Source organism: Candidatus Thiosymbion oneisti (assembly GCF_004359955.1).
In the GTDB taxonomy this organism is placed as follows: Bacteria; Pseudomonadota; Gammaproteobacteria; order Chromatiales; family Chromatiaceae; genus Thiosymbion; species Thiosymbion oneisti.
The window spans coordinates 1-17937 of the sequence record NZ_SMSC01000002.1 but is presented as its reverse complement, the minus strand read 5'-3'; the positions used below and the strand labels follow the sequence as shown (position 1 = coordinate 17937).

The following is a 17937-nucleotide window of genomic DNA, read 5'->3' as shown; positions in this document are numbered from 1 at the left end:
GATGGACTATCTGCGTGTCCCACGGGAAGTCAGACTTAGCGAAATCCACGCCCGCGATGCAGCTTGGTCGCCCTCCATGTACCGCCAAGTGATTATTCCCAACGCCAATGTCAAACGAGTGGAAGACCTTCTCATTTGTTCCAAGCCTTTCGAAAAAGGGGTTGAGCCAGGTTCTATAAATTACCTGCAGCGTTCTACCCATTTCTTCATCCGAACAAAGGCGCTTCAGAATCATAGTTACCTTCTGTATCCGAAAGGCGACACTATAATGCCGATTAGCCCGAGAGTATTTGAAGATCCCTTGTCAAGTCCCGCCAGATTATAGACACGTTTTTTGAACAGATTGGGTTGTTTTTGGTACCAGCTTTTCATGGTCTTCGCGGAGGGTTCTGGTTGGAGAAGTAGCCTTCCCTCCTTGACCGACGGCGATATACTCATGTCTAAGGATTCCAATGTTGGCGAGTGTGCGATAGTGGCTGGCGACCGCTGGCGAAACCACATGTTCAGCAGTGGAATCGTTCGTCTGCACCCGGCTGCGAATCGATATTATTTCTTTGCTTTTCTGAAGCATCCTCTATTCAAGACTCAACTTCTTGCACTGTCCCCGCGCGGCGCGACAATCACGCATGCCAAGACGCTATGGCTCGACTGCCTGATACCCTTCCCGAACCAGCTCGACGCAGAGCGCGTCATTGGCTATGTCTCAGCACTCATGCAAGCTATCGTCGAAAAGGAAAAGGCTATCCGGGAGAAATCGGATTTGATTCACAACCTCATCCAAGCAGAATTGGAGGGGAACCAAACGAAACGGCAGTTCCAGTATTTGTATCCTTCGATCTCCGAGCTTTCATCTCGCCGACGATTTGATGCCGTCATCTATGATCAGGAGTATAAGTCGAAGATCTGGCTTGTAGAAAACTATGCACATGGCAGCGAGACACCACAACAGGCAGGATTCACGGTAACACCAGGGCCAAGCCTTGAAATCAAGATCATTCGCACACGGATTGATTCGGAGACCTATCGCCCCGGTTACCACACGCTCATCCTTCCCAAAAACATTTCAGCCTATGGAACAATGAACGTTCTTCCATACCTGGGCACTGCAAAAAAACTCCCATTATTGAAGCGGGGAGATATCATTTTCGGCGAGGCGGGTTTCCAGAAAGGGCGTTCTATCGTGTTGCTTGATAATTGGCCGAAATGTACCACCAATGCACATGGCCTATATGCCCGCCGCTCCGATGGGGATCTTCAAAAAGCTATCTACTTCCGCTGCATCTTCAACTGGTATCGTACCATGCGTTTGATAGACATCATGGCGGTTGGTGGTTCTGGCGGCCATTTCTCGCCCGAATATTTTGATTACGTGCGTATTCCCAAGTTTCCCGAGGATAAGCAGGCAGAGATTGCGCGCTTGTATCATCACGTCGCACCGCAGCCCCCGGTAAAACCAACGCTCGACACCTTTGTAGACTGGCACCGCCGCTGGAATGCTGGATTGGGCATCTGGGAGCTTGACCGCGAGATGAAAGCCCTTCAACGCACCCTCTCAGTAGTGCAAGAGCAAATCATCGAAGGGAAGACGGTGAAGGTTCCACTAAATGGCGGAATAAAGGCATAAAGGGGCCAGGCTCAAATACCGCGCAGGGTTACAGCTCAGGTTTTGTGCCGCGGCAACGAGTATGTCGCTTGCCAGGACACGACCCTGGCACCCGAGCGTTTCGTGTTCGGGAAAGGAATTTGCGAACGCGCCGCTCGAAGTGTCGGGTCGTACCAGCGCAAAGCTCATGCGTCGTCGGCATCGAGGGCACGCATCAACGCATCCGCATCCTCGCAGCAGTTCGTTCGACCGACCTCGAGGTCCACTAGCGACACACGCAGTGCTCCCTTGCCGCCTCCTGCCGAACCTGTTGCAGCTCGGCAAAGGCTGCCTCAGTGAACACCACATAGCTCGGGCGCTTGTTCTTGATGATGTGGACAGGCCCATCGCGTAGCGTTTCGTCGACAGCGGATATCCCACGACGCTTGATCTCTTGGGCCAGAATGCTGTTCATGTCCGCTTTTATGTACTGATTTTGATACCGAGTCGAGCACAGGCTAGGATACCTGTCAAGGTCATCCCGGTACTACAAGCGTCGTTACCCGCGGCCTGATCAGCGCGGGAAATTGGGGACGTATCACGAAAGGGGGAATTGAGGACAAATACCGGCTCTTCCAACAGGGCAAGCACAGCATCCGCGTGTTGGTGCAAAATGGGTGTTCTTTTAATTATTTTTTACTTTTAACTAAGGTTCACCTATTAGCTCTTGGCAAACAAATGGAGCATACATATCCAAGTGTTGACATCTATGCAACTTGATAAATGACCGGCCTGTATTCGGGTAAAGGAACCGGCTTACCGTTCAATTTTGCAGTCTTCAACCAGCTTTCCTTGGCTGTCAACACTTCCGCCAGGGCTTTATTCTGCGTTTCACCAAAAGCGGAGCATGCCTTTAAATCCGGAATGTCAGCGATATATCCCTCGTCCTCTTCGCTATAAAAAATATTGATGTGGTAATCTTTCATCATTCTTGCCCGATATGAAGGTTGTGGATTTCTATCAATTGTAACAGTTGCTTGATTTGATATGGTTTTGCTTTTCCCTTGACATTTTGGAGAGGCTCTTTATGGATTCCGGACTGCTTTGGAGTGCGCCGGCAAAGCGGCGCGACCGCATCGAACCTCAGCCACGGGAGATACCAGCGGCGTTTGCCGAGAATCCGGGCTCTCGAGGTTCCACCCGCGCCGCGGCGACGGCGCTTTCCCCTGGTCGCAACACCTTTACCTCGGCGAATCCAAAGCGGCGGCAGGATTGTGCCACTTGGGCCGACCCCCCACTTATGCCCAGCACTGTAAATTCCGGTAAACATCGGGGTTAGGTTGCCGCCGCACTCCAAAAGGTCCGGTGGTCCCCTTCCATGATTGTTGGCAGTCCGAAATCCATAAAGAGCCACGCAGGATTGCGTTGATCCGGGTCTGGTAGCCTGGACCCTAGCCTTTGAGCCAGTCCGGTAAATCCTGATCCAGGTGCAGATAGATACCCTTTTTGGGCTTGGGCATCCGCAATTCGGCCTTTTCCCAGAAAGCTTCGTCAGTTTCCGGGATATCCGAGTAGTCGATATCCTCGTCCCGGAGGACTTCAATCTGTTTTAAGCGTTTTTTTGAGAGAGTCATAGTAAATCTTCCTTTCCCGACGGTTGGCCTTGCGCGCCGATATCAGGCAGGTCCTCTCACCACGCCCTGTGTGAACACCACCAGCGGTGCATCCGGCGAGAGCAGGCCAAGGCTGATTTCACGCACTTCGCCGTAGTCTTCGCGGTCATCAACCCTGGTCAGAACGGGACCATCGAACATGCGCCGGGCCTCGCCAAAGCTAATTCCATGCTTCTTATGGTTCGCCCGTTCCTTTTCCTTGAATCAAGCTTGGCCCTCGGCGGTGATGGGTGCTATCATGCCATCATTCTTGGCTGAATGATGGCATAGACGATGGTTCGAATGCAGGTCCAACTCAGCGAGCAGCAAGTCGAGATGCTGCGTGGGCGAGCGGCCCGTGAGCATGCGTCGGTGTCCGAACTGGTTCGCCGCGCCGTGAACGCCTGGATCGGGAACCAGCCGGAAACGAGCCCTTCTGAGCGCTGCCGCCGTGCGATCGAAGCCACGGGCAGGTTTGCCTCCGACAAACAGGATGTCGCCGAACGGCACGACGAGTATCTCGCGGACGCCTTCGGTCAGTGATTTTCATCGATACATCGGCGTTCTACGCGATCTTGGACCGCGATGACCGGGCACACGCTAGGGCACGAGTAACCTGGGCAACTGTTCTGTCACCCGCAAGTACGACAGCGCTGATCACCAGCAATTACGTGCTGGTGGAGTCGTTTGCACTGATCCAGGCGCGGCTTGGTGTCAGTGCGGTCCGTGAGTTCAACGACGCCATTCTACCCGTTGTCGTATGTCGGTGGGTCACTGAACAGGATCACGCTGCGGCCGTCAATGCCGTGCTGACTTCAGGTCGCCGTGACCTGAGCTTGGTCGATTGCAGCAGTTTCCAAGTCATGCGCCGGCTCGGTATCCACCGCGCCTTTGCGATCGACCGGCACTTCCGAGAGCAAGGCTTCGACCTGTTGCCTGAGATCACAGCCGAAGGCCGTTAAAGCACTGTGTCATTGACGCTTAGAGGCTGTCTAAAAAGGGGCCGTAGGTGGTAGGCTGGATCGAGGGATGAGACCTAAGCAAACCAGGTTTCCCGTAAACGCTGGGTTTCGTTCCTCAACCCAGCCTACCGACTACTCTGGCCTACGGCCCTTTTTTAGACAGCCTCTGAGCGCTGATGACGCCCTATCCGCCTACGGCATCCGCCAGCTTTGGTAGACCTCCGCTGAACGGACACGCCGACCCCTCGGTGCCGCAGACCAAGATGCGCAAGAAAGGCTCCGGGCCCATGAGCGATACCCCAGCCAGTGCCGATTGCCTTGACGTCGTCCTCCGGTACCACCAGCGGACGAAGCATCACATTGGCCATTACGCGCGCTCGCTGGGATTCACGGATTGGGCCAATCCGCCCGACCCCTTCCGTCGCTTCGAGGGTGCCCCGCTGTTGCGCCTCGTGCGCCCCGTCGATGACCCTGGTCCGACCTATATGACGCGCTAGTCGATTATGACGCGCTAGTCGATGATACATGGCTGCAGACGTTGGAGACGTACCAGCACCTTGACCGGGCGTGACTGCCTGTCCCTAAGACAAAGGGCATCACAAGATCAGATCTTTGGAGTGCGCCGGCAAAGCGGCGCGGCTTGGTCGGACCCGAGCGGTATGCGGTGCCATCGGTATCTGCCGGAGACCTGAGCGCTGCGTTTCACCCGCGCCGCGGCGACGGCGCTTTTCCCTTACTCGGGGGTAAGCACAAGGTCAAATCCAAAGCGGCGACGGATATGTGCCACTCAGCTAACGCTACGGTCACACCAGGTTCCGTGGGTTTTGGTAACTACCAGGGTAAAAGGCTGCCGCCGCACTCCAAATCCGGAAGTTTCGGTTGCAACAGGTAATGTTGCGGTGCATCATGCCGATCGGAGTTTGACGGTGTGATTGACAGTCCATATACTGCGCCGTCGGTAGGGCATTATCCCCTTGAACAGAAAGAAGAACCGATGCAACAGCAGGGTGCGCAGCGGGCCAAGGGCGTCCTGATCGCACAGCTTGCCCTGGTGCCCATCCTGACCGTTACCGCCTTGCCCTTTGGCCTGTCTGTTGCCTTGTCGGTCCTGATCGGGGCCACCGTGTGCCTGGTAGCGAATTCAGTCTTTGCCTTCCAGGTCTTCCGGCAATACCAGGCCCGGGACCCGCAGTCACTCGTGGCGCGGTTCTATGGCGCGGAGCTTATCAAGTTGTCCTTGGCCTTAGGGCTGTTCTTCGTTGCCTTCGTGACGATCGAGGGTTTGAGCTGGCCCGCCTTGCTCGGTGCCTATTTCGCCGTACAAGTGCTGTCCGCGGTTTTCGTGCCCGATTGGGATGCCCGCCAGGGTGACGAAAAGAACACGTGAGAGATAATCGATGGCTTCTTCCGAAACGCTCACATCCCAAGGGTACATCAAGCACCATTTGACCAACCTCACCTTTGGGAACCATCCGGAGCATGGCCTGACTTTCGCATCCTCCGCGGAAGAGGCGGCGGAGATGGGCTTCTGGGCCGTTCACGTCGACACCATGTTCTTCTCGATCCTGCTCGGCGGCTTGTTTCTCTGGTTCTTCAAGAAGGTCGCAGACAAGGCCACGGCCGGGGAACCGGGAGGGGCTCAGAACTTCGTGGAGTGGATCGTCGACTTCGTGGAAGACAATGTCCGCGGCTCCTTCAGCGGCAAGAATTCCCTGGTCGCCCCCCTGGCGCTGACCATCTTCGTCTGGGTCTTCCTGATGAATCTCATGGATCTGTTCCCGGTCGATCTCATTCCCTACTCGTTCCAGGCCTTGGCCTCCCTGTTCGGCGCGGATCCCCACCATGTGTTCCTGAAGATCGTTCCTACCACCGATCCGAACGCCACCTTCGGGATGTCGCTGACGGTGTTCTTCCTGGTGGTCTATTACAGCATCAAGATGAAGGGCGTCGGCGGGTTCCTCGGCGAGCTGACACTCCAGCCGTTCGGCAAGTGGGGACTGCCCGCCAACCTGATGTTGGAGGGTATCAACCTCCTCTCCAAGCCTGTCTCCCTTGCCTTGCGTCTGTTCGGAAACCTCTATGCCGGCGAGATGATCTTCATCCTGATCGCGCTCATGTACGGCCACGCGATCGTCATGAGCATCGGTGGTGGCCTGCTGCAGATCGGATGGGCCATCTTCCATATTCTGGTCATTACGCTACAGGCGTTCATCTTCATGGTGCTGACCATCGTTTACCTGGATATGGCGCATCAGCAGCACCACTGAACGACCGATTTCAACCTTCTCTCACCCACTCTACAGGGGGAAACCATGGAGCTCGCACAAGCAATCGTTTACATCGCAGCCGGTCTCATGCTGGGTCTGGGCGCCCTCGGCGCCGCCGTCGGCATCGGTGTCCTCGGTGGTCGCTTCCTCGAAGGTGCCGCGCGCCAGCCCGAATTGATCCCGATGCTCCGCACCCAGTTCTTCATCGTCATGGGTCTCACCGACGCCCTGCCGGTCATCGCGATCGCCATGGGTCTGTACCTGATGTTCGCTGTCTGACGCAGATCCGACCTGCCCCCTGGGCACGGACCAAAGCTCTCGTCCCCTGCGAGGCCACGGCATGAATATCAATCTGACGCTAGTACTCCAGATGATCGCGTTCGCGGCATTCGTCTGGTTCTGTATGAAATTTGTGTGGCCGCCTATCGTCAACGCGCTGGCGGAACGCAAGACCAAGATCGCCGAGGGGTTGGCGGCGGCCGAGCGCGGCCATAAGGAACAGGAGCTCGGCGCGCGGCGGGCCACCGAGCGGATAAAGGAGGCCAAGTCCAAGGCCGCCGACATCGTAAGCCAGGCCCAAAAGCGGGCCACCGAGATCATCGACGAAGCGAAACAGGACGCCCGGGAAGAAGGCGCTCGGTTGGTCCACGCGGCGCAGGCCGAGATCGACCAAGAGGTCAACCGGGCCCGCGAGGAGCTGCGGGAAAAGGTCGCGGTCCTGGCGGTGGCGGCGGCGGAGAAGATTCTAGAGAAGGAAATCGACCCGGCCGCTCACGGTGCCATCGTCGATTCCTTCGCAAAACAGATCTAAGGCGTGCCCATGGCCGGAGACATCACGACAATCGCACGGCCCTACGCCGAAGCTGCCTTCGCACGGGCCCGGGAGAGCGAGCAGGTGGACGCCTGGGGTGAGGCCCTGGCCACCCTGTCAGCGATCGCCGCCGATCCCAGGATGGCGGAGCAGATCGGCAATCCGAACCTGCCGCGCGAGCGGCTGCGCGACGCCATACTAGAGATTGCCGGCGAGGTCGTGCCATCGGAAGTCCGCAATCTGGTCTCGCTGCTGGCGGCGAACAATAGGCTCTCCACACTTCCCGAGATCGCTCGCCTCTTCGAAGCACTCCGGATCCGGCATCAGGGCGTCCGCCGGGTGCAGGTCTTAAGTACCTTTGAGCTAGGGGAAGATGCGCGGAGAGACCTTGCCGCGGCGCTCGAGAAGCGGCTGGGGGCCGAAGTGGAGATGACGGTCGAGACCGACCCGTCCCTGATCGGCGGCGTCCAAATCCGGGCCGGGGATCTGGTGATTGACGGGTCCGTGCGCGGCAAGCTGCACAAGCTGGCCACCGAATTGCAATTTTAACGGGAAACCGCCATGCAACTGAATCCATCCGAAATCAGCGGTCTAATCAAGCAAAAGATCGAGCAATTCGAGCCTACGACCGAGGCCCACACGGAAGGCACTATCGTCAGCCTGACCGACGGCATCGTCCGCATCCACGGCCTGTCCGACGCCCAGTACTATGAAATGCTGGAGTTCCCCGAAAATACCTATGGGTTGGCGCTGAACCTGGAACGCGACTCCGTGGGTGCGGTGGTGCTCGGCGAGTACACGCACTTGTCGGAAGGCGACTGGGTACGTTGCACCGGGCGAGTACTGGAAGTTCCCGTCGGTGAGTCCCTGTTGGGTCGCGTCGTCGATTCCCTGGGCAACCCCCTCGACGGCAAGGGTCCGATCAATGCGACCGCGACCTCTCCGATCGAGAAGGTCGCCCCCGGCGTCATCAGCCGCAAATCGGTGGACCAGCCGGTGCAGACGGGCCTGAAATCCATCGACGCTATGGTACCCATCGGTCGGGGCCAGCGTGAATTGATCATCGGTGACCGCCAGACGGGCAAGACCGCTGTGGCCATCGATACTATCATCAATCAGAAGGACACCGACATCAAGTGCATCTATGTTGCCGTCGGCCAGAAAAACTCGTCGATCGCCGGGATCCAACGCAAGCTCGAAGAGCATGGCGCCATGGATCACACCATCATCGTGGCCGCAGGTGCCTCAGACTCCGCCGCCATGCAGTACATCGCGCCCTACTCCGGCTGCGCCATGGGCGAGTACTTCCGCGACAAGGGTGAAGATGCGCTAATCATCTATGACGACCTGACCAAGCAGGCCTGGGCCTATCGGCAGGTCTCCCTGCTACTGCGCCGTCCGCCGGGCCGTGAGGCCTATCCGGGCGATGTCTTCTACCTGCACTCGCGCCTGCTCGAACGGGCCGCGCGGATCAACGCGGAGCATGTGGAACAGCTGACCGACGGTAAAGTCAAGGGCCGGACCGGCTCCCTGACCGCCCTGCCCATCATCGAGACCCAGGCCGGTGACGTGTCCGCCTTCGTGCCCACCAACGTCATCTCCATTACCGATGGGCAGATCTTTCTGGAGACCGACCTGTTCAACGCCGGTATCCGTCCCGCCATCAACGCCGGGCTATCGGTATCCCGCGTCGGTGGTGCCGCCCAGACCAAGGTCATCAAAAAGCTCGGCGGCGGCGCGCGACTGGCGCTAGCCCAGTATCGGGAGCTGGCCGCCTTCTCCCAGTTCGCCTCCGATCTGGACGAGGCCACGCGCAAACAGCTGCAACGCGGTGAACGGGTGACCGAGCTCATGAAGCAGGTCCAGTACGCACCCCTGAGTATCGGCCAGATGGCGGTCTCCCTGTTCGCCGCCAACGAGGGCTATCTGGACGACCTGGAGGTCAACAAAGTCGTGGATTTCGAGCACGCCTTGCAGACCTATATGAAGACCAGTCAGTCGGACCTCCTCGCCAAGATCGACAAGACCGGCGATTACGACGAGGAGATCGCGGACGCCCTGCACGCGGCGATCAAGGATTTCAAATCGAATCACACCTGGTAAACGGGTAACAAAAACTGATCCCCGGATCCCGGTGGGAGCACCGGGGAACAAGTAGGCTATACCGGGGGCCACGGAAACCGGATACTATTGAGATCGCGATCGGCAACGCCATCGATTGCATGTTAGCTGCCAGAAGGGATGGGGGCAGGTGTAGCATTGATGTACATTCAGGTGCGGATATGCTTCGAAGCTAGACCTCGCCCCGTGCCTTTCTTCCTGCTCCTTCTCGCGCAAAAACAAGGCGGAGTTTGCCCACTCTTCCATCGGGACTGAATGGCAACTGAAATTACCCGGTATTTCGCTTGAGAAGGTTTCTGGTACATTCGCACTGCCTACGCTATGCGAGCAAAAAGGCAATAAGTGTCAAGACTAGGGTCCGACGTAGCCACGACCTGTCAACTTGAATGATTCTGAAATCATGACTTGGAGACAACAAATGCAAATTGAACCGACTGCACCATCGTTGCGCAAAGCATTGCAGCATGTGTTGCTTGCCGTACTCGTAGTCGCAATCAGCGCCTGCGCGACGCCTCGCTATGACGCCGGATACGAAAAGAGCGTCAAGGCAACGGCAAGTGCATTAAACGTCTTCTTCGTTACCAGCAAGAACAAAACCGGAAACATTGCTTATAAAAATGTGGTCAAGGACTACAACAAGGTCGAAGCGATGTTCGACGACATGTTGCTCACCGCGAGACTGCTTCCAAATTACCAAGGTATCGCTGGCAAAGTAGAGGGCGCTAGAAACCGCTTCCTTGAGATTCGCCAGGAGCACAAAGAAGAGAAAGTGCTGAAACCGGGTTATTTTCAGGTTGCACAAGATAATTTCGACGTCCAGTTTTATGATCTTCTGATGCTGGCAGGGGAGGGGGTGCTCCCGAAGTAGGTGGCTAGGTCGTTGCCAATTTGGCAATACGCCTTGCGCTAATCTTCGCGACTCGTCTCGTTCAACGATTGCAAACAGGTGAACAATTATGGCAGACATCAACATTAAGGAACTAGGCTCCGACATCATCAATGCGCTGGTTCCTCATGTAATTTCGGGTAGCCATACGCTGGCAAATTACAAGTTTCATCGCGCTAAACTCGTTGCCGAATTTACCGAGAGCATTGCCAAGCAACTGAAAGCTGGGCACATCTCTGAGAAGAATGCAAGAAATTTCCTGCGCGACCGAGAACGCTTGGAAATCGACGCATTGGAGACAAGCGACATTATCGAGACGTCGACCAGAGTGAAAGCTGTCGAGGCCTTAATGAAGGTGGTGCAGGGAGCAATCAACAGCGCAACGGGACTTTCCATCAGCATTTTTTGATGAATCCTGTGCTGTGTGCCCCGGTTGTCAACCGGGAGCGACGAGCAAGCTCGTAGTTGGTTGGGCAAAGCCGCAGGGACGCGGTGTGCCCAACAAAATATGTGTTGGGCACATCGCGCCATCCCTAGCGTGCTTTTGCCCAACCTATCCTGCTAAGCCGTTAGCGAAACAATAGAAAATAATCAAGTGAACAGAAGAATATGCCGGAAATAAGCAGATTTTACGGGATAATCATCTCGATATTTTACGATGAACACAATCCTCCTCATTTTCATGCTCGTTATGGAAAGAACAAAACGGCGATAGATATAAGAACATTGGAAGTGTTGGAGGGAAAAATTCCGCCTCGTGCTTTAAAAATGGTAAAGGAATGGGCATCCCGACACCAACAGGAACTTATGCGCGCCTGGAAACTTGCGCAAGGCAACAAACCGCCTGAAAAAATTTCGCCCTTGGATTAGATTAGAATGGAGGGAAAACAATGTCATATGACGTAGTTTCGGCTATCTATGAAGGTGACTACAGAATTGCGCTTACCTTCGACAATGGGAAAAAAGGAGTTGTCGATTTCTCCGAATACCTCTTAAAAGGTGGAGTTTTTGACCGTTTTAAGGATATTGATTTTTTCAAAGATTTTTCGGTAAACGATGAATTAGGCACACTCACATGGCGGAATGATATTGATATTGCGCCTGAAAAGCTCTATTCAAAGGCTACTGGAGCGCCACTGCCTGACTGGATGGAATTATAGGTATTTTCGCTAACAGATCATTCCAAATGATATGGCATATAGCGATTTTAAAACGCTTGAGCAAGTGCATGAGGAGTTAGGGCTCGTCATACAAGGCGATAATAATTGCTATCAGCATATCCAACCCGTTCAACTCACGGAGTGGTTCGTGAAAACCATGGACCTGGCATATACAAAAGCCATTCGAATCAACACGGAAAGCGCACGGCAAGCCCTGATCGTCGATAATGTGCTCATTGAGCTTGAACAACATGTGGCGATTAGCTTTTTTCTGGAGAATACATTTAATGTGGATAGTGAGAAGGGTCTCACAGGGAATCCTGACGGGATTATCAGTAAAAGTACCAACCAACTGTATATCACATCACCGGTGGTGGTCCTGGTGGAGGCCAAAAGATCGGATTTAGGCAATGCTTTGCCACAATGCCTTGCTGAAATGGAAGCCGCCAGAATCTTCAATGAGCGCCGCGAGAATCCTGTTTCTCCGGTCTATGGGGTGGTCACTGACGGTGTTCTCTGGCAATTTGTGTCACTCGAAAACAATATTGCGACTATCGATAGTAGATTATACCCTTTCGAGGGCGGCAGTATGATTGTCGGCATTCTGAAATTTTGTGTGGAGAATAGTCGTTAAATCACCGGCATCAAGAACACGTAGGATGAGGTGAGTGCCTGTCTGCCCCAGGGACGGGGCAGAACCGCATCTTCGCGGTGGTGTATGCCCAACGGCGGAACAGTCCGGATTTGATTGAGTATAGGAAAAGATAACCGATGCGGTTTACGGCCTGCCCCTTGTCCGCTATATCTGGTCCATCTCCGGGGTGGGTAGGTAGGGCGACACGGACGGTTCCTAGGGTGGTGGGCAGACGCTTACCACATCCTACGTTGGCTTTGCGCGGCTCCAATTGCCCCCTTGACGAGGGTGTCGAAAAAGTCATTTCGAACCACAGAGAACACGGAGATAAGGAATCGGCCAATTCTCTCCGTTCTCTGTGTCCTCTGTGGTTTAAACTTCACAGATTGGCAGCTGACGCCACTGTTTTTGCGACCCCCTCCTTAAGGGAGGGGGAAAAATGATGCAACCGGCAATTCAACCGACTCTCTATGAATCCCTCGAGGCCCTGCCTGAAGGTGTGACCGGAGAGATCCTGAACGGACAACTCCATACGCAACCACGGCCTTCCTTCCCCCATGGGTTCGCCGGTTCTGCGTTGGGCGCCGAGTTGTTCAGCGCTTTCTATAAGGGGAACAGAGGTCCGGGCGGTTGGTGGATTATCGATGAGCCGGAGCTCCACTTCGTCCGCGATGTCGAGGTGACCGTACCGGATGTGGCGGGTTGGCGGCGCGAGCACATGCCGACACCCCCGACAGGCCACCGCATCGAGGTCGTTCCCGATTGGGTATGCGAGATCCTGTCTCCATCCACCAAGAGTAAAGATCGTGAGATCAAAATGCCGCTGTACGGACACTATGGCGTACAGTACGCTTGGCTGGTCGATCCGGCTGAGTGCACGTTGGAGGCGTATCGGCACGACGCCGGCGTCTGGTTGGAGATCGGTCGCTTTGCCGGTACCGATCGGGTTGTGGCACCACCCTTCGAGTCGGTGCCCATCGACCTGGAAGGCCTGTGGTTGCCCACACGGCTTGCTTCAGTCAGGTAGATTGGGGTTCGTTCCTCACCCCAATCTACGCTGCTGAAACTTGCGGATCAGGCAAAGCGGTATGACTCGGATTATGGTCGCCCTCAGGCCTTGAATACATACAAAACCTGGGATCACAAAATGGCGTTCACGGATTTTAAATCTATTGCACAAGTTCAGGAAGAATACAACATAAGCACAAAGCCGGGATAGCTACTACTGATTTGAATAAAGTGTTTGGGGCAATCGGGTATTTACTCATGCAGCCTATCGTCTGACAATCGCATTCAGCCGACCGTTTTCCACTATGCTCCAAACGGCGGCTGATGCCTGACGTTGGGCGGAATACAAACGAGATCAGCTGGGAATTCTTTTTTTGTCGCAAATGAACGCTAATAAACGCAAATAATTAATACAAATAGACCAAAGATAGAGAGTGGTCAGCCGAGTAAGGCTGAACGCCAACGAGTCTGCCGGAAAGCATTTGCGTCCATTTGCGTTTATTTGCGGATAAATCTTCACGGCTGACAGCCAGGAGCCGAACGACATGGCCGGCGCGAAAGAGATACGCACCAAGATCGCCAGCATCAAGAGCACCCAGAAGATCACCAAGGCCATGGAAATGGTGGCGGCGTCCAAGATGCGTAGGGCGCAGGAACGGATGTCCGCCTCCCGCCCCTTCGCTGAGAAGATGCTGCAGGTGATCGGGCACCTGCGTCACGCGACACCGGAATACCGACACAGCTTCCTGGCGACCGAGCGTGAGCGCAAGCGCATCGGTTATATCGTGGTCGCTTCCGACCGGGGCCTGTGCGGGGGTCTGAACGGCAACCTGTTCCGGGGCATCGTGCGGGAGCTCAAGGAGCAGAAGCAAGCCGGCGTCGAGACCCTATTCGCCACCATCGGCAACAAGGCGCTTGGTTTCTTCAAGCGCTTCGGCGGCGAGGTCTTGGCCCAGGTGACGCACCTGGGGGATCGGCCCCACATCGAGGACCTGATCGGCATCGTCAAGGTGATGCTGGATGCCTACGACTCCGGCAAGATCGACGCCATCTATATCGCGGGCAATATGTTCATGAACACCATGACCCAGCGACCAGAGATCCGGCAGCTGGTGCCGATCCGGGCCGAGGATACCGAGATCGATGAGACAGTCCGCCATCACTGGGACTACATCTACGAGCCGGACGCCAAAACGGTACTCGATGCCCTGCTCATGCGCTATATCGAGTCCCTGGTCTACCAGGCGGTCGTGGAAAACGGGGCCTGCGAGCAGGCCGCGCGTATGGTGGCCATGAAATCCGCTTCCGACAACGCCGGGGGTCTCATCGATGAGCTGCAGCTCGTCTACAACAAGGCCCGCCAGGCGGCGATCACCCAGGAGATTTCCGAGATCGTCAGCGGCGCGGCCGCGGTTTGATCGGATTCGAGGCGACGGGTGGCTAGCAGGCTATTTCACCTAATTTCTCTAATTGTCATTTCGAGCAAAGCGAGAAATCTTGAGGCTTATGTGGTTTTCTTATCGCCAAAGATCTCTCCCTTCGGTCGAGATGACGAGGAGTGTTTTACGATGAAATTTTTGGTGAAACGGGATGCTGGTATCTTAAGCAAACGCCTGAACATGTATCGAGACGCCGCGATGCGGCAAGAGGAGACACTATGAGCTCGGGTAAGCTGGTGCAAATCATCGGTGCCGTGGTGGACGTAAAGTTTCCCCGTGGCGAGATGCCGAAGGTCTATGAGGCGTTGACGATCGACAAGGTCGGCCTGACGCTCGAGGTACAGCAACAGCTCGGCGATGGCATCGTGCGCACCATCGCCATGGGCTCCACCGACGGTCTGCGTCGCGGCTTGGTTGCCGCCAGCACCGGCGCGCCCATCAGCGTCCCGGTCGGTATCCCCACCCTGGGCCGCATCATGGATGTCTTGGGCGAGCCCGTGGATGAAAAGGGTCCGGTGGAGTCCGAGGAACGGTGGCCCATCCACCGCGCCGCGCCCAAGTTCGAGGACCAGGCGGCCGCCACCGAGCTCCTGGAGACGGGCATCAAGGTCATCGACCTCATCATGCCCATCGCCAAGGGCGGCAAGGTCGGATTGTTCGGCGGCGCCGGCGTCGGCAAGACGGTCACCCTGATGGAGCTGATCCGCAATATCGCCGTGGAGCACTCCGGTTATTCGGTGTTCGCGGGCGTCGGCGAACGTACCCGCGAGGGTAACGACTTCTACCACGAGATGATGGAGTCCAACGTCCTCGATAAGGTCGCCTTGGTCTACGGCCAGATGAACGAGCCTCCGGGCAACCGGGCCCGCGTCGCCCTGACCGGCCTCACCATGGCCGAGTACTTCCGCGACGAAGGCCGCGACGTCCTGATGTTTATCGACAACATCTATCGCTACACCCTGGCCGGTACCGAGGTCTCCGCGTTGCTCGGGCGCATGCCCTCGGCCGTGGGATACCAGCCGACCCTGGCCTTGGAGATGGGCCTGTTGCAGGAACGCATCACCTCCACCCGGACCGGCTCCATTACCTCCTTCCAGGCGATATACGTGCCCGCGGACGACCTCACCGACCCCTCGCCGGCCACCACCTTCGCCCACCTCGACGCCACCTTGGTGCTGTCGCGGCAGATCGCGGAGTTGGGCATCTACCCGGCAGTGGATCCCCTGGACTCCACCAGCCGTATCCTCGATCCCAACGTAGTCGGTCAGGAGCACTATGAGACGGCGCGCTCGGTCCAGGGCACCCTACAGCGCTACAAGGAGCTCAAGGACATCATCGCCATCTTAGGTATGGACGAGCTGTCCGACGAGGACAAGCTGATCGTTGCCCGGGCGCGCAAGATTCAACGCTTCCTCTCCCAACCCTTCTTCGTGGCGGAGGTCTTCACCGGCTCGTCTGGCAAATATGTGCCCTTGAAGGACACCATCGCGGCCTTCAAGGCCATCGTCGGCGGCGAGTACGACCGTCTCCCGGAGCAAGCCTTCTACATGGTGGGCGGAATCGACGAGGCCGTCGCCAAGGCCGAGAGCATGTAACGCCGGGAGGATTCCCATGGCAATGACCGTTCATGTCGACATCGTAAGTGCCGAGGGGGCCATCCACTCGGGACTGGCGACCATGGTGTATGCGCCGGCGGAGATGGGGGAAGTCGGCATCTCGCCCCGTCATACGGCCTTGATAACCCGCCTGAAACCAGGTGACGTCCGGGTCGAGTCCGAGAACGGGGAGATGGAGCACTTCTATGTCTCCGGCGGCATGCTCGAAGTCCAGCCACGGGTGGTGACCATCCTGGCGGACACTGCCATCCGCGCCCGCGATCTGGACGAGGCCGCGGCGGTGGATGCCAAACGACGCGCGGAAGACGCCCTGGTCGGAAGGACCGCCGAATTCGAACACGCCCAAGCCCAGGCAGAGCTCGCAGCGGCCGTCGCCCAGCTGCGCGCAATCGAGAAGCTGCGCAAGCTGAAAGGCGCCTGAGTGTAGGCGGAAAATTCCTCACCCCTACGGGTCTGCCACTGAGCGTGTGGGTCGGGTCAGGGCCGCCGAGTAATAAAAAAGATATAAAGCAATCGGTTGTGTCGTTTGAACCGCTTAAGATGCCGAGCGATTTTCTGCGTCCGCTGTGTCTTAAGCGGTTCATCGCCAAGGTTGTAATCTTGAGACCTCGCCGCGTCATTCCGGCAGGGATTGCCGGAATCCGGTGCCATGGAGGGCGACCACAGTCGGGCTCTGAACCATCCTTGCCCGCTGCAAGCAAGCCACGCCGGTCGCTGTGCTCACCGTATCTACACCCTCGAAGCAGCTGCTCCAGAATTGGGCGGCTTGCCTGGTGGCGGTAGACGGGAATCAAGCCCCGTCCCTACAAAACAGGGGTCCTTCTGATGTAGGGCAAACCGACCTTGCCAGATGGCCTGTCTACCCTACCTTAGGTAAGCGGACAGGTCCGCTGGGGCTATGTTTTCCGAGAGCTTATGTGACTTGCCCTGGAGTCGATGGCCTTGGTTGCCTTTACGCCACAGGTGAGCCTGATCTGTGACTTTTTGCTCTTCATGTTGTTTTTCGGTTGACTCTTTGTTTTTCTCATGCTACTTTCTAATTCAGGCTATGTGCTTAAGGCTATGAAAGTGCTGCCTGTCACCGAGTTGTTGTTGTGGAATCGGCAACTCAGCGATAGCGCAACGGGTGACAGTCCAATAGGCGCGTGGCTTCGTTTAGTTACAGATGCTCTCGACTACCGATAACATTGAGCAAGTAGAACGAGCAGGATACTCAATTGAGAAGAACTAGACCGACTGATCGGTACTTCAGTGCTGGGGTCGTCGGCTCAATCCGTGAACGGAAGCATTCGCCGCAGATCGGCGTGGCTGAACGCAAGGGCACTGGAACCCTCGGTGATGGCGAGCCGATATCAGCCAATTTGCGTTCAATAGGTTATCGGTACTACTGCATGTACTAAATGTTACGCGCCTTGCCTCATATCCTGGAAGATTCCGGGGATAGCTTGATGCGCACGTGAAATGGCTGTAGCATCCAAAAGGTTACGAACCTACATGGCTGATTGTGTTCGCTAATCTACCCGAGAAATTAGGAGACTTGACTGATGAAGACATTGCGTAAAACACCCCTGAGCCTCGCCGTCGCGGCGTCGCTGGGCATGGCCGGCTTGGCCTTTGATGCCGGTGCGGTCAATCTGGCGACGGACGGTATCGGAGAGGTGGCCATCGCCCCTTATTACACCACCCGCAAGGGCTGGATGACCTTGATCAACCTGACCAACACCGAATCCAAACCGATCGTGGTCAAGGTCCGGATCCACGAGGGTCGCAATACCCGTGACGTACTCGACTTCAACGTT

General features: G+C 56.3%; 22 protein-coding genes and 2 pseudogenes. 20 read left to right on the top strand and 4 right to left on the bottom strand.

The features are described 5' to 3' along the window. Position 1: 1 nt before the first annotated feature. On the top strand, positions 2-325 hold the full coding sequence (locus E1958_RS01080) for a hypothetical protein (RefSeq protein WP_133510227.1): 324 nt from the start codon (positions 2-4) through the stop codon (positions 323-325). Positions 326-436: 111 nt separating this feature from the next. Beyond that, positions 437-1624 carry a restriction endonuclease subunit S domain-containing protein gene (locus tag E1958_RS01075; protein WP_133510226.1) on the top strand — a complete coding sequence of 396 codons (1188 nt, stop codon included), beginning with the start codon at positions 437-439 and terminating at the stop codon, positions 1622-1624. 244 nt (positions 1625-1868) lie between these two features. Here E1958_RS01075 and E1958_RS01070 read toward each other — a convergent pair whose 3' ends face one another. From E1958_RS01070 to E1958_RS01055, 4 genes and pseudogenes are all read right to left on the bottom strand, one after another. Beyond that, positions 1869-2057 (bottom strand): hypothetical protein, encoded by a 189-nt coding sequence (locus E1958_RS01070; protein WP_424945057.1) that lies wholly within the window; start codon positions 2055-2057, stop codon positions 1869-1871. Positions 2058-2349: 292 nt separating this feature from the next. Then, a complete protein-coding gene (locus E1958_RS01065; RefSeq protein ID WP_207787840.1) occupies positions 2350-2571 on the bottom strand; it encodes a type II toxin-antitoxin system HicB family antitoxin in 222 nt (73 codons plus the stop codon). A gap of 462 nt (positions 2572-3033) precedes the next feature. Next, positions 3034-3216: a 3-oxoacyl-ACP synthase gene (locus tag E1958_RS01060; protein ID WP_133510224.1), complete on the bottom strand. Its 183-nt coding sequence runs from the start codon at positions 3214-3216 to the stop codon at positions 3034-3036. Positions 3217-3258: 42 nt separating this feature from the next. Further along, a pseudogene (locus E1958_RS01055) lies at positions 3259-3441 on the bottom strand (BrnT family toxin); the annotation flags it as partial. An 87-nt stretch (positions 3442-3528) separates the two neighbouring features. Between E1958_RS01055 and E1958_RS01050 the strand changes: the two are divergent. The 18 genes and pseudogenes from E1958_RS01050 to E1958_RS00965 form a co-directional block, all read left to right on the top strand. Beyond that, the gene (locus E1958_RS01050) at positions 3529-3777 is read left to right on the top strand and encodes a ribbon-helix-helix protein, CopG family (protein ID WP_133510223.1); all 249 of its coding nucleotides are present in this window, start codon (positions 3529-3531) and stop codon (positions 3775-3777) included. Next, complete coding sequence (locus tag E1958_RS01045) at positions 3774-4196, top strand: type II toxin-antitoxin system VapC family toxin (RefSeq protein ID WP_133510222.1); 423 nt, start codon at positions 3774-3776, stop codon at positions 4194-4196. The genes E1958_RS01050 and E1958_RS01045 overlap by 4 nt, the downstream gene beginning before the upstream one ends. Before the next feature lie 928 nt (positions 4197-5124). Further along, positions 5125-5583 carry an ATP synthase subunit I gene (locus tag E1958_RS01040; RefSeq protein WP_243725214.1) on the top strand — a complete coding sequence of 153 codons (459 nt, stop codon included), beginning with the start codon at positions 5125-5127 and terminating at the stop codon, positions 5581-5583. Positions 5584-5593: 10 nt separating this feature from the next. Continuing rightward, positions 5594-6463 carry a F0F1 ATP synthase subunit A gene (gene atpB, locus E1958_RS01035; RefSeq protein WP_089728965.1) on the top strand — a complete coding sequence of 290 codons (870 nt, stop codon included), beginning with the start codon at positions 5594-5596 and terminating at the stop codon, positions 6461-6463. A gap of 45 nt (positions 6464-6508) precedes the next feature. Continuing rightward, the gene (gene atpE / locus E1958_RS01030; protein ID WP_089728967.1) at positions 6509-6742 is read left to right on the top strand and encodes a F0F1 ATP synthase subunit C; all 234 of its coding nucleotides are present in this window, start codon (positions 6509-6511) and stop codon (positions 6740-6742) included. A 61-nt stretch (positions 6743-6803) separates the two neighbouring features. Continuing rightward, the gene (locus E1958_RS01025) at positions 6804-7274 is read left to right on the top strand and encodes a F0F1 ATP synthase subunit B (RefSeq protein ID WP_089728969.1); all 471 of its coding nucleotides are present in this window, start codon (positions 6804-6806) and stop codon (positions 7272-7274) included. A 9-nt stretch (positions 7275-7283) separates the two neighbouring features. Beyond that, a complete protein-coding gene (locus tag E1958_RS01020; protein ID WP_133510221.1) occupies positions 7284-7823 on the top strand; it encodes a F0F1 ATP synthase subunit delta in 540 nt (179 codons plus the stop codon). Positions 7824-7835: 12 nt separating this feature from the next. Continuing rightward, positions 7836-9377 carry a F0F1 ATP synthase subunit alpha gene (atpA, locus tag E1958_RS01015; RefSeq protein ID WP_133510220.1) on the top strand — a complete coding sequence of 514 codons (1542 nt, stop codon included), beginning with the start codon at positions 7836-7838 and terminating at the stop codon, positions 9375-9377. A gap of 436 nt (positions 9378-9813) precedes the next feature. Further along, a complete protein-coding gene (locus tag E1958_RS01010) occupies positions 9814-10263 on the top strand; it encodes an MBL fold metallo-hydrolase (protein WP_133510219.1) in 450 nt (149 codons plus the stop codon). A gap of 88 nt (positions 10264-10351) precedes the next feature. Further along, positions 10352-10690, top strand: coding sequence for a hypothetical protein (locus E1958_RS01005; RefSeq protein WP_133510218.1), 339 nt, complete (start codon positions 10352-10354; stop codon positions 10688-10690). A gap of 200 nt (positions 10691-10890) precedes the next feature. After that, complete coding sequence (locus tag E1958_RS01000) at positions 10891-11151, top strand: DUF4160 domain-containing protein (protein WP_133510217.1); 261 nt, start codon at positions 10891-10893, stop codon at positions 11149-11151. A 20-nt stretch (positions 11152-11171) separates the two neighbouring features. Continuing rightward, the gene (locus E1958_RS00995) at positions 11172-11441 is read left to right on the top strand and encodes a DUF2442 domain-containing protein (protein WP_133510216.1); all 270 of its coding nucleotides are present in this window, start codon (positions 11172-11174) and stop codon (positions 11439-11441) included. A gap of 148 nt (positions 11442-11589) precedes the next feature. Continuing rightward, positions 11590-12075 (top strand): hypothetical protein, encoded by a 486-nt coding sequence (locus tag E1958_RS00990; protein WP_133510215.1) that lies wholly within the window; start codon positions 11590-11592, stop codon positions 12073-12075. A 439-nt stretch (positions 12076-12514) separates the two neighbouring features. After that, complete coding sequence (locus tag E1958_RS00985; RefSeq protein ID WP_207787842.1) at positions 12515-13102, top strand: Uma2 family endonuclease; 588 nt, start codon at positions 12515-12517, stop codon at positions 13100-13102. Positions 13103-13628: 526 nt separating this feature from the next. Beyond that, on the top strand, positions 13629-14501 hold the full coding sequence (gene atpG, locus E1958_RS00980; RefSeq protein WP_133510214.1) for a F0F1 ATP synthase subunit gamma: 873 nt from the start codon (positions 13629-13631) through the stop codon (positions 14499-14501). Positions 14502-14740: 239 nt separating this feature from the next. After that, the gene (atpD, locus tag E1958_RS00975; RefSeq protein ID WP_133510213.1) at positions 14741-16117 is read left to right on the top strand and encodes a F0F1 ATP synthase subunit beta; all 1377 of its coding nucleotides are present in this window, start codon (positions 14741-14743) and stop codon (positions 16115-16117) included. A gap of 16 nt (positions 16118-16133) precedes the next feature. Beyond that, the gene (locus E1958_RS00970) at positions 16134-16559 is read left to right on the top strand and encodes a F0F1 ATP synthase subunit epsilon (RefSeq protein ID WP_089729755.1); all 426 of its coding nucleotides are present in this window, start codon (positions 16134-16136) and stop codon (positions 16557-16559) included. A 1123-nt stretch (positions 16560-17682) separates the two neighbouring features. After that, positions 17683-17937: pseudogene (locus E1958_RS00965) on the top strand (hypothetical protein); the annotation flags it as partial.